The sequence below is a fragment of the Pseudomonas sp. MD195_PC81_125 genome (assembly GCF_014060985.1).
Lineage (GTDB): Bacteria > Pseudomonadota > Gammaproteobacteria > Pseudomonadales > Pseudomonadaceae > Aquipseudomonas > Aquipseudomonas parakoreensis.
Genome location: NZ_JABULD010000614.1, coordinates 1 through 11,786 on the forward strand (window position 1 = coordinate 1; position 11,786 = coordinate 11,786).

Consider the following 11,786-nt stretch of genomic DNA (forward strand, 5'->3'; position numbering starts at 1 on the left):
AAAAGATCGCAGCCTTCGGCAGCTCCTACAGAGGAACGCGATCCCTGTAGGAGCTGTCGAGTGCAACGAGGCTGCGATCTTTGAATGATGAAACTGGAGCAGCCTCGGCTGCTCTTTTGCTTTATGAGAGAACACCCATGACCGCCGCCAAAAACCGCATTCTAGAGCTGCGTGCTGAACTCGATCAGCACAACTACCGGTACCACGTCCTCGACGAGCCGAGCATTCCGGACGCCGAGTACGATCGGTTGTTCCACGAGCTCAAGGCGCTGGAGGCGGCCAATCCCGAACTGATCACCAGCGACTCGCCGACCCAGCGTGTCGGCAGCGTGGCGTTGACTGCCTTCACCCAGGTGCGTCACGAAGTGCCGATGCTCAGTCTCGGCAACGCCTTCGAAGAAACCGACATGCGCGAATTCGACCGCCGGGTGACCGAAGGTCTGGATCTGCCGGCCGGTGATCTGTTCGGTGGCGGTGCGGCGGTGGAATACAGCTGTGAGCCGAAACTCGATGGCCTGGCGGTCAGCCTGCTGTATCAGGACGGTGTGCTGGTACGCGGCGCTACCCGTGGCGATGGCACCACCGGTGAAGACATCAGCGTCAACGTGCGCACGGTGCGCAACATTCCGTTGAAGCTGCATGGCGAAGGTTGGCCGGCGACTCTGGAAGTGCGTGGTGAAGTATTTATGTCCAAGGCCGGTTTCGAGCGCCTTAACGCTTCGCAACTGGAAGTCGGCGGCAAGACCTTCGCCAACCCGCGCAATGCCGCGGCCGGCAGCCTGCGTCAGCTGGATTCGAAGATCACCGCCAACCGCCCGCTGGAATTCTGCTGCTACGGCATCGGCCAGGTCTCCCACGATATCTCCGATACCCACATCGGCAACCTCAAGCAGTTGCAGAAGTGGGGCCTGCCGATCAGCCACGAGTTGAAACTGGCCAAAGGCATCGGCGAGTGCCTGGATTATTACCGCGACATCGGCGAACGGCGTAACGCGCTGGCCTACGAAATCGACGGTGTGGTGTTCAAGGTCAACAGCATCGCCGATCAGCGCGAGCTGGGCTTCCGTGCCCGCGAACCGCGCTGGGCGATTGCGCACAAATTCCCGGCCATGGAAGAGCTCACCGAACTGCTCGACGTGGAATTCCAGGTCGGCCGTACCGGCGCGGTCACCCCGGTGGCGCGGCTGAAACCGGTCAAGGTCGCGGGCGTCACCGTGGCCAACGCCACCCTGCACAACATGGACGAAGTGGCGCGCCTGGGCCTGATGATCGGCGACACCGTGATCATCCGCCGCGCCGGAGACGTGATTCCGCAGGTGGTGCAAGTGGTCACCGAACGTCGCCCCGAGAATGCGCGTCCTGTGGCGATTCCAGAGAGCTGCCCGGTCTGCGGCTCCCATGTCGAGCGCACGCAACTGGTCAAGCGCAGCAAAGGCAAGGAAACCATCAGCGAAGGTGCGGTGTACCGTTGCGTTGGCCGTCTGGCCTGTGGTGCGCAACTGAAGCAGGCGATCATTCACTTCGTCTCGCGTCGGGCGATGGACATCGAAGGCCTTGGCGACAAGAGCGTCGAGCAACTGGTCGACGAAGGTCTGGTCAGTTCGCCGGCCGATCTGTATGCGCTGAAGTTCGACGACATTGTTGATCTGGAGGGCTTCGCTGAAGTCTCCAGCAACAAGCTGCTGGCGGCGATTGAAGACAGCAAGCAGCCGGGGCTGGCGCGGTTCATTTATGCGCTGGGCATTCCCGACGTCGGCGAGGAGACGGCCAAAGTGTTGGCGCGCTCGCTCGGTTCGCTGGAGCGCGTGCAGCAGGCGTTGCCGCAAGTGCTGACCTACCTGCCGGATATCGGCCTGGAAGTGGCGCACGAGATTCACAGCTTCTTTGAAGATGCGCATAACCAGCAGGTGATCAGCGAGTTGTTGGGGCATGGCCTGCAGATTCAGGATCAGGGCGAACTGGGCGCCGAGTTCGCCGCCAGCACCACCCTTGGCGGTCTGCTCGACAAGTTGCACATTCCCTTTGTCGGCCCGGGCGGTGCGCAGAAACTGGCAGACAAGTTCGGTTCGCTGGAAGCGGTAATGAATGCCGACTGGCTGGACATGCGCCAGGCGCTGCCGGAGAAGCAGGCCAATTCGGTGCGTGAGTTTTTTGCTGTGGCCGAGCACCGGCAGATTGCCGAAGCGGCGGAGAAACAGCTGCGTGATTTCGGCATGCACTGGCTCAGCGAGAAGAAAGTCGTCGAAGGCCTGCCGTTGTCCGGCGAAACCTGGGTGCTGACCGGCAAGGTCGAGCTGATGAGCCGTGATGTGGCCAAGGAACATCTGGAAAGCCTTGGCGCCAAGGTCGCCGGTTCGGTATCGGCCAAGACCCACTGCGTAGTGGCGGGGCCCGGAGCCGGTTCGAAATTGACCAAGGCCAATGAGCTGGGGGTGAAGGTGATGGACGAAGAGGCGTTTATCGCTTTCCTGAAGGGACACGGTCTGTCCGTTTAAGAACAAAAGATCGCAGCCTTCGCAGCTCCTACAGGGGATCAATGTGGCAAGACACTAATTCTGTAGGAGCTGCCGCAGGCTGCGATCTTTTGCTTTTCCCCACACAAAGCGTGGGAACGATCAGCGCACGAGGATGATCTAGTCTTGGCAAGCCCCAGGGAGAGATCGCCATGTACCGCTTTTTCGAGCAGCTCAGTTCTCGCATCGTCGCGCCGTTCATGGGCGAGTCTTCACGCAACAGCAAAATCTGGCCGTGCCGCTGCGGCCAGTCGCTGTTCTTTCGCAACAGCCAGTGCCTGGCTTGCAGCGCCATGCTCGGCTATCAGCCTGAAGCAAGTCGCCTGACCTCGCTGCAGCCCGGGCCGCAGGACGGTAGCTGGACACTCGATGCCGATCCCGACGCCGGATTGTTCCGCCGCTGCGCCAATCTCGACACTCCCGCCGCCTGCAATTGGCTGCTGCCGGATAACGGCCGCGACAGCCTGTGCGTCGCCTGCAGCCTCAATCGCACCATCCCCGACCTGTCGGTGCCGGAAAACCCTGAGCGCTGGCGCAAAGTGGAAATCGCCAAGCGCCGGCTGGTGGCGCAACTGATCACCCTCGGGCTGCCGGTCATCCCGAAAACCGTGGATGAAGAGCGCGGCCTGGCCTTTGATTTCATCGGCGTCGACCTCGAAGGCAACGCGCCAATGACCGGCCACGCCAACGGCCTGATCACCCTCGACATCAAAGAAGCCGACGACGCCCATCGCGAGCAGGTGCGGGGCGGCGATGCATGAACCTTATCGCACGCTGCTCGGGCATTTCCGGCATGAGGTCGGGCATTATTACTGGGATCGTCTGATCGCCAACGGCCCGTGGCTCGAAGCCTTCCGCAACCTGTTCGGCGACGAGCGCGCCAGTTACGCCGAAGCGCTCGACCGTCACTATCAACAAGGCGCGCCGCTGGACTGGCCGCAACACTACGTCAGCGCCTACGCGACCATGCACCCGTGGGAAGACTGGGCGGAAACCTGGGCGCACTACCTGCACATGATGGACGCGGTGGACACTGCACTGGGTTTCGGCATGAGTGCACGGGAGATGGACTTCGACTATCAGCCGTTTCCACCCAGCACACTGTATGACCCAGAGCATCCCGGCGGCGCGGCGTTCCTGTCGTTCGTCAACGCCTGGATCGAACTGGCGGGCATGCTCAACGAACTGTCGCGCAGCATGGGGCAGCCGGATTTCTACCCGTTCGTGCTGCCGGCGGCGGCGATTGCCAAACTGCACTTCATTCATCTGGTGATCCAGCAGGCGGGCGGCAAAGCGGACGAGGTGCTGACCCTGTAGGCGCTGCCGCAGGCTGCTATCTTTTCGGGCTCAGCGCATGTCCTTGAACCCGTTCATATTTTTATCTGCAACCAACGGTTGTAACTTCATCTCAGACAGGTACAATGGCGCGGCTCGCCGACAGGTGAGTGTCGTTATGGTGACCCCATCGGTCCCCCCGCAACGATTACCCGTGAACCTGGTCAGATCCGGAAGGAAGCAGCCACAGCGGGAACATTGTGTGCCGGGGTGTGGCTGGTGGGGTTACCACCTTAACGAACAAAGAACGCTTCAACAGAACTGCATGGGTTTCGCCCACTGCGGTTTTTTTATGCCTGCGATTTGGGCTTTCACGCCAGCCCCTGTGGGAGCGAGCCTGCTCGCGAAGGCTGCCCCCCGATGCCTGTTCAGCCACCAAGGTTGAACAGTGGCATACTCCACCGTCTTGCTGCGCGCGTCGTTGACAAGTTCGCGCCCTGGCTACGAGGTTGTATGCACCCGGAACATCACGATTTATCCACCGCCGTTTACTTGCCCGTGACGGACGAGACCTGCGCGAGCCTGTTGCAGCCCGATGGCGTGAAAATCCTCGACACGCTGACAGATGCGCAGCTCGCCGCCGTGCTGGTCATCCAGAATCTGGCTCAGGCCGCCGAGAAGGATCTCACTGCCGCTGCGGCGGAGAAGGTGCTGGCGCGGCTGATTGCGTGGGCGGTCGATGGCCGGACAGGGTTGTTGTCCGAGGCGCAACGACTGTTCGATCCGCGTCAGCTGTATTTCGGCCTGAACGCCATCAGGGGATTGAATCTGCGTTTGCTGTTGGCTGACGAGGTGTCGGCGCAGGATTATCTGCTGCCGGATGGCAAGTGGGATGACGAGTTCAAGACGCGCCACCACGCGGCCAATAATCCGTTCAGCCAGCAGATGATCAGCCCGGCACACCGCGAGCGCTGGCTCAGCGCTGCGCAAGACAAACTGGTCAGAACCTTCCGCGCCAACCTCGATGAAGACCTGCACGTCCAAGGCTACGCCGGGATCGGCAAGAGTCACCTGATCGGCGCCTTGACCGAGTGTCTGGATCCCGCGAAAACCCTGCTGCTGGCACGCACGCCGGAAAAACTCGCGACGCTCCGCCAACGCATGGGCGTTACCGGTGACCGCAAACCCGGCATCACCTTTGAAGCGTTCGCACGCGGGCTGATTTATGGGCGCAAGCTGCCACCCGCAGGCGCCGCCGGTCGGGTCGCGAGCAAACAGAGTCTGGCGCAGGCGCTGAATATCCTGGGCTTTCGCGAGCACGACGCGCAATGCACCCTGAGCGTTTGTCTGGAAACCCTCGAGCGCTATTGCCACTCCCGGGACTACAGTCTGTCGGCGCATCATCTGCCGCATTTCAAACTGTCCTTGTCCAGCCTTGAGTCCAAGGTGTTGCTGGAGTATTCGAGCCGCGTCTGGACTTACCTCGAGGCCAACCCGGCATGGGGCCGGCAGAGCGGCTTCGAAGCCTTGTTGCTGATCAAGCGGGCAAGCCTCGCGGGCTGCGTGGTGCCGCCGCGGTATACCCATGTGCTGATCGACGAGAGTCAGGACATTCCCGCGTCGCTGCTGCAGATTATCGAGCGCGGCCGGCAGGTGCTGATCACGCTGGGCGATGAGTACCAGCACGCCGAGCGTGATCTGGTGAAAAGAAAGCGTGAAGTGCGCCAGAGCGATATCACTTATTCAGTGCGTTCGGGGCGCAACGTCGAGCGTCTGGTCAATCCGCTGATTTCCCGGCACTCGGAAAAGAGCAAGATACCCTTCGAAGGCGCGCGTGAGGCGGACGTCGGCATCGAGTTTTATCCACAGGGCTTTGTCCCGCCGCAAGGTTGTGTGGTGCTGACGGCGTCACCGTGGGACACCATGAAGTGGGCGATGCAGCTGCACGATGCCAATTGCCCGTTCAGCTTTGCCGACATGAAAGCGCAGCGCGACCTCGAACACTTCATGACCAGTGCCATCGAGTTGTTCAGGGTCGATTACTACAGTTCCACGCACAGCGAGAAGGGCGCGCATCGCTATTTCAGCGACGTGCCGAAGTGGCAGCAGCTGCGCGAGGCCAACCAGTACGACGAGGCGTTTCTGTGGGTCGAGGCCGAGCTGGAGAAGGGCTTCAAGGTCGCTGACCTGACCCGGCTCAACCGGATGATCGGCAGCCCCGGCAAAAGCTGCCTGCTGATGCCGGCGCAGGAGGCGGGCGGCATGGAGTTCGACCGCGTTCTGCTGACGCCCGAACTGCTGACTAACGTGCAGTTCAAGGACGCCTACGCGTTCGATCAGCGGATCTGCGCCGTGTACATCGCCATCTCCCGCGCCCGCCAGCAGCTTTACCTGCCGTATGATGTGGTCGAGTGGATCGAGTTTCACGACTACCAGAAATTCCGTGAGTCGCACGGTTACTGAATAATCCTCTGTGGGAAATGTCTCGCCCCAAAAAAGGGGTTATGGGGTGGTTTGAGAGGATCCGGTATACAACCGGATGATGTCATCAATCTCCCCCGACATTTTCATCCGCAGCAACGTGCGCAGAATTCGCTGCACCGGCACCTGCGGATCATTCCTCACATAGCAGCCGACATGCTGTTCCTGCAGCACCGCCACCCCCTGCAGTTGCTGCGTGGGCAGCAGGCGCTGATTGAACCAGTCCAGTGTCCATTGATTGCTCACCGCATAGCGATAACGCCCGGCCAGGAGTTTTTCCAGCACTTGTTCCTGATTGCGCGCGTCGTCGCGTTGCAGGTGGTCGGCGTCGAACAGCGGCTGCAGAGTCGGGTAGGTGTAGCCGAGCACGGTGCCGATCGATTGCCGGGGCAGGCGGGCGGGATCGATGTGGAGCGGTTGATTGTCGCGGCTGATCAGCAGATCGCGCTGGAACAGCAGCGGGAGGCTCCAGATGTAGTCTCCGGACTGATTCGGTAGCCACGATTGTGCGGCATAGCAGCGCACGTCGACTTCACCGTGTTCCATGGCGTTCTGCACCCGGGCGCGCGGCAGCACATGGAATTCGGCGGGTACGCCGACCTGTGTCGCCAGGCTGAGCATGATGTCGTGGAGAATGCCCTGGGTGGGGCGGCCGTGCTCGATTTGCACCATGGGCATCGCCCAGCTGTCGGCCACGACGAAGCGCAGCGGCGGTTCGGCGGCGTTCACGCTCAGACTGATCCCCAACAAAGCTCCCAAGGCCCAACGCATAAATGCTCCGATGAGTCCCGACCACGAGCGAAATTTCCTCGCCAACAGCAGCTTAGCCAGATTAGACGAGCACACCGGATGCAATTTTGCCCTTGCTCCGCTAGCATTAGCCGCTTCAGCTTCCTTCGTTGCGACGGTTTTCGATGAGTTATCAGGTTCTTGCACGTAAATGGCGTCCGCGCTCGTTCCGCGAAATGGTCGGCCAGACCCATGTGCTCAAGGCTCTGATCAATGCCTTGGACAGCCAGCGGCTGCACCACGCGTACCTGTTCACCGGTACTCGCGGGGTCGGCAAGACCACCATTGCGCGGATCATTGCCAAATGCCTGAACTGTGAGACAGGTATCACTTCCAGCCCCTGCGGCGAGTGTTCGGTGTGCCGCGAGATCGATGAAGGGCGCTTCGTCGACCTGATCGAGATCGACGCCGCGAGCCGGACCAAGGTTGAGGACACCCGCGAACTGCTCGATAACGTGCAGTACGCGCCGAGCCGTGGGCGTTTCAAGGTCTACCTGATCGACGAAGTGCACATGCTCTCCAGCCATTCCTTCAATGCGCTGCTGAAAACCCTCGAAGAGCCGCCGCCGTACGTCAAGTTCATCCTCGCGACCACGGATCCGCAGAAACTTCCGGCAACGATTTTGTCGCGTTGCCTGCAGTTCTCGCTGAAGAACATGACGCCCGAGCGCGTGGTCGAGCATTTGACCCACGTCCTCGGCGCCGAAAACGTGCCGTTCGAAGACGACGCGCTGTGGCTGCTGGGCCGCGCCGCCGATGGCTCGATGCGTGACGCCATGAGCCTGACCGATCAGGCCATCGCCTTCGGTGAAGGCAAGGTATTGGCCGCCGATGTGCGGGCCATGCTCGGCACGCTGGATCACGGCCAGGTCTTCGACGTGCTGCATGCACTGATCGAAGGCGACGCCAAGGCGTTGCTCGAAGCCGTGCGCCACCTGGCCGAGCAGGGCCCGGACTGGAATGGTGTGCTCTCGGAAATGCTCAACGTGCTGCACCGTGTCGCCATTGCCCAGGCCTTGCCTGAAGGTGTCGACAACGGTCATGGCGACCGTGACCGCGTATTGGCTTTGGCTCAGGCGCTGCCGGCCGAAGACGTGCAGTTTTATTACCAGATGGGCCTGATCGGCCGCCGCGACTTGCCGCTGGCGCCGGACCCGCGTGGCGGTTTCGAGATGGTGCTGCTAAGGATGTTGGCCTTCCGGCCCGCAGACACCGCGGACGCCCCGAGGCAACCGCTAAAGCCAGTGGGGATCAGCCAGGCCACAGTTGATTCCGCAAACTCCGTGGCTGCCGCGCCCAAGCCTGCGCCGGTAGTCGCTGCGGCCGTTGCGCCAACGCCAGCGGCGGTTGCTGCGCCGGTTCCGGAGGCAGCGCCTGTGGTGACCGCCGCGCCGGCACCTGCGCCGGAAGCAGAGCCAGAGCCAGTCGCCGAAGCGGTGGTCGATCTGCCGTGGAACGATCCGGTCGAACCTGAGCCGGAACCCGCGCCTGTGCAGCAGCCGGCCGTCGAGCCGGTACTGGAAACCGCCAGCGAGCAGCCCGAATTGCCGCCGATGCCGCTGCCGACCCCCGGACAGCGTGGTGCCGGACGCGCCCGAGTGGGCCGCTGCGCCGATTCCCGAACCGTCGGTCGCCGACGTCGATGCCGCCACGCCGGGCATGGATCTGGACGACGAGCCGCCGCTGGACGAAGACTACATCGAGCCGGACATGGATTCGGCTTACAGCTACCTCGACGACCTGGCCAGCGAACACACCGCCGAGCCGGCCCCGGAACCTGAGCCAGAGCCTGCCGCCGCGCCGGCCACCGGTCTGGCGTTGCAATGGCTGGAGCTGTTCCCGCAACTGCCGATCTCCGGCATGACCGGCAGCATCGCCGCCAACTGCACGCTGATCGCGGTCGATGGCGACCATTGGCTGATGCACCTGGACCCGGCGCACAGCGCACTGTTCAACGCCACGCAACAGCGGCGTCTGAACGACGCGTTGAACCAGTTCCACGGTCGCACGCTGAGCCTGACCATCGAGCTGATCAAGCCTGAGCAGGAAACCCCGGCGCAAGCTGCTTCGCGGCGTCGGGCCAACCGTCAGCGCGAGGCGGAGGAATCGATCCACGGCGATCCGTTCATCCAGCAGATGGTCCAACAGTTCGGTGCGGTGGTGCGACACGATACTATTGAACCTGTCGATGCCTTGGTCGCCCAAGGCTAATAACTGAGGGCGTTCGGGTTAAGCGCCGGGCGCTGTTTTGATCCAAGTACTTTTGAGGTGATTCCCATGATGAAAGGTGGCATGGCCGGCCTGATGAAGCAGGCGCAGCAGATGCAGGAAAAAATGGCCAAGATGCAGGAAGAACTGGCCAACGCCGAAGTCACTGGCAAGGCCGGTGGCGATATGGTCACCGTGGTCATGACCGGTCGTCACGACGTGAAAAGCGTCAGCATCGACCCAAGCCTGGTTGAAGGCCTGAGCGAAGATGACAAGGAAATGCTCGAAGCCGTGGTCGCCGCCGCCGTCAACGACGCCGTGCGCAAGATCGAAGCCAACAGCCAGGAAAAAATGGGCAGCATGACCGCCGGCATGAACCTGCCAGCGGGGATGAAACTGCCATTCTGATTCGCCAACGCGGGTTGGATGAGCTACACAAAATGCCAGGCATCGCGCCTGGCATTTTTTTTTTCCGTCTCTTGGGGCGTTCGGGTGTTCGTTTGTGGCGAGGGAGCGTGCTCCCGCTCGGCGACGAAGTCGTCGTAAACCCTGAAAACCCGGTATACCTGAAAGGAAGCAGGGGGAGCGCTTCGCACTCCAGCGGGAGCAAGCTCCCTCGCCACAGGCGTCTAGTAGAAACATCGAACGCTGTGATGCCACCAAGGTCTGCTCCCTATACCCCCGAATTCATCATTCACAGGAGACGCTGACATGTCCGACCCTCTGACCCTCAATCAACGCTTCGTCCTCGCCTCGCGCCCGGTCGGCGCGCCGACTCCGGAAAACTTCCGTCTGGAGCGCGAAGCGTTGCCGGATCTCGAAGATGGCCAGGTGCTGCTCAAGACCCTGTACCTGTCGCTGGACCCTTACATGCGCGGACGCATGAGTGACGCACCGTCCTACGCCGCGCCGGTACAAATCGGCGAAGTGATGACCGGTGGTGCTGTCAGCCGAGTCGAGGATTCGCGTCATCCGAAATTCCACCAAGGCGATCTGGTGGTCGGCCTCACCGGCTGGCAGAGCCACAGCATCAGCGATGGCCGCAACATCATGCCGATCCCGTCCGGCCTGCCGAGTCCGTCGATGGCGCTTGGCGTGTTGGGCATGCCGGGTATGACTGCGTACATGGGGCTGATCGACATCGGTCAGCCGAAAGAAGGTGAAACGCTTGTCGTCGCAGCTGCGTCCGGCGCCGTCGGCTCGGTGGTGGGTCAAGTGGCAAAGATCAAAGGCCTGCGCGCCGTGGGTGTGGCCGGTGGTGCCGACAAATGCCAATACGTGGTCGAGGAGCTGGGTTTCGATGCCTGCATCGATCACAAGGCGCCGGACTTTGCCGAGCAACTGGCCAAAGCCTGCCCGAACGGCATCGATATCTATTATGAAAACGTGGGCGGGCATGTGTTCGATGCGGTGGTGCCGCTGCTCAATCCCAAGGCGCGCATTCCGCTGTGCGGGCTGATTGCCGGTTACAACGCCACTGAAGCGCCGCAAGGTCCGGATCGCCTGCCGATGCTGCAGCGTACGTTGCTGACCAAGCGTGTGCGGATTCAGGGCTTCATCGTGTTTGATGACTACGGCGACCGTCAGCCGGAGTTCATCAGCCACATGGTGCCGTGGGTGCGCGACGGCAAGGTGAAATTCCGCGAAGACGTGGTGGAAGGTCTGGAGCAGGCGCCCGAGGCGTTTATCGGTCTGCTGGAGGGGCGCAACTTCGGCAAACTGGTGGTGAAGGTCGCCCAGGACTGAGCATTTGACGCTGGCCGGAGGCGCGGGTATAAACCGCGTCTCGTTGTTTTGTCGGACTTTTTACCCATGAGCTTCAGCCCTTTGATTCGCCAACTGATCGACGCCCTGCGCACCTTGCCCGGCGTGGGTCAGAAAACCGCCCAGCGCATGGCGTTGCAGTTGCTCGAACGTGACCGCAGCGGCGGCACGCGCCTGGCCCAGGCTTTGAGCCAGGCCATGGAAGGGGTGGGTCACTGCCGTCAGTGCCGCACGCTGACCGAAGACGATCTGTGCCCGCAATGCGCCGACACGCGCCGCGACGACACGCTGCTGTGCGTGGTGGAAGGGCCGATGGACGTGTATGCGGTGGAGCAGACCGGTTTCCGTGGACGCTACTTCGTGCTCAAGGGCCACCTGTCGCCGCTCGACGGTCTGGGGCCGGAAGCCATCGGTATTCCGCAGTTGATGACGCGCATCGAAGAGGCTGGCACCTTTACCGAAGTCATCCTCGCCACCAACCCGACGGTGGAGGGGGAGGCGACCGCGCATTACATCGCTCAACTGCTCAGCAACAAAGGCCTGATCGCCTCGCGGATTGCCCACGGTGTGCCGCTGGGTGGTGAGCTGGAGCTGGTGGATGGTGGGACGCTGGCGCATTCGTTTGCCGGGCGTAAACCGATTTCCCTCTGACAGGTGTATCGCCTGATCTGGCCCCATCGCTGGCAAGCCAGCTCCCACAGTGATTTCGGTCGTTCACAAATGTTGTGCACACTAAAAGAAACCTGTGGGAGCTGG

At 61.8% G+C, this 11,786-nt stretch carries 6 protein-coding genes, 1 other RNA gene and 2 pseudogenes; 8 read left to right on the plus strand and 1 reads right to left on the minus strand.

What is annotated here, in order from left to right:
• The first annotated feature begins 137 nt into the window (after positions 1 to 137).
• From ligA to HT737_RS24710, 4 genes and pseudogenes are all read left to right on the plus strand, one after another.
• A complete protein-coding gene (gene ligA / locus HT737_RS24695; protein ID WP_182404181.1) occupies positions 138 to 2,495 on the plus strand; it encodes an NAD-dependent DNA ligase LigA in 2,358 nt (785 codons plus the stop codon).
• Positions 2,496 to 2,665: 170 nt separating this feature from the next.
• A pseudogene (locus HT737_RS24700) lies at positions 2,666 to 3,830 on the plus strand (putative zinc-binding metallopeptidase).
• A 146-nt stretch (positions 3,831 to 3,976) separates the two neighbouring features.
• Positions 3,977 to 4,073, plus strand: an RNA gene (gene ffs, locus HT737_RS24705) — signal recognition particle sRNA small type.
• 228 nt (positions 4,074 to 4,301) lie between these two features.
• Positions 4,302 to 6,251: a hypothetical protein gene (locus HT737_RS24710; protein WP_182404182.1), complete on the plus strand. Its 1,950-nt coding sequence runs from the start codon at positions 4,302 to 4,304 to the stop codon at positions 6,249 to 6,251.
• A gap of 39 nt (positions 6,252 to 6,290) precedes the next feature.
• Here HT737_RS24710 and HT737_RS24715 read toward each other — a convergent pair whose 3' ends face one another.
• Complete coding sequence (locus tag HT737_RS24715; RefSeq protein WP_131670053.1) at positions 6,291 to 7,040, minus strand: ABC transporter substrate-binding protein; 750 nt, start codon at positions 7,038 to 7,040, stop codon at positions 6,291 to 6,293.
• A 143-nt stretch (positions 7,041 to 7,183) separates the two neighbouring features.
• Here HT737_RS24715 and dnaX point away from each other — a divergent pair.
• From dnaX to recR, 4 genes and pseudogenes are all read left to right on the plus strand, one after another.
• Positions 7,184 to 9,269, plus strand: a pseudogene (dnaX, locus tag HT737_RS24720) (DNA polymerase III subunit gamma/tau).
• 66 nt (positions 9,270 to 9,335) lie between these two features.
• The gene (locus HT737_RS24725) at positions 9,336 to 9,674 is read left to right on the plus strand and encodes a YbaB/EbfC family nucleoid-associated protein (RefSeq protein WP_003223337.1); all 339 of its coding nucleotides are present in this window, start codon (positions 9,336 to 9,338) and stop codon (positions 9,672 to 9,674) included.
• Between the two features lie 303 nt (positions 9,675 to 9,977).
• On the plus strand, positions 9,978 to 11,012 hold the full coding sequence (locus HT737_RS24730) for an NADP-dependent oxidoreductase (protein ID WP_121184534.1): 1,035 nt from the start codon (positions 9,978 to 9,980) through the stop codon (positions 11,010 to 11,012).
• Between the two features lie 66 nt (positions 11,013 to 11,078).
• Positions 11,079 to 11,681 (plus strand): recombination mediator RecR, encoded by a 603-nt coding sequence (gene recR / locus HT737_RS24735; protein ID WP_121184536.1) that lies wholly within the window; start codon positions 11,079 to 11,081, stop codon positions 11,679 to 11,681.
• Positions 11,682 to 11,786: the final 105 nt, after the last annotated feature.

Coding starts and splice junctions, on each gene's coding strand:
- HT737_RS24710 (WP_182404182.1), top strand. CDS start 4,302: ATGCACCCGGAACATCACGATTTATCCACCGCCGTTTACTTGCCCGTG.
- recR (WP_121184536.1), top strand. CDS start 11,079: ATGAGCTTCAGCCCTTTGATTCGCCAACTGATCGACGCCCTGCGCACC.
- HT737_RS24730 (WP_121184534.1), top strand. CDS start 9,978: ATGTCCGACCCTCTGACCCTCAATCAACGCTTCGTCCTCGCCTCGCGC.
- ligA (WP_182404181.1), top strand. CDS start 138: ATGACCGCCGCCAAAAACCGCATTCTAGAGCTGCGTGCTGAACTCGAT.
- HT737_RS24725 (WP_003223337.1), top strand. CDS start 9,336: ATGATGAAAGGTGGCATGGCCGGCCTGATGAAGCAGGCGCAGCAGATG.
- HT737_RS24715 (WP_131670053.1), bottom strand. CDS start 7,040: ATGCGTTGGGCCTTGGGAGCTTTGTTGGGGATCAGTCTGAGCGTGAAC.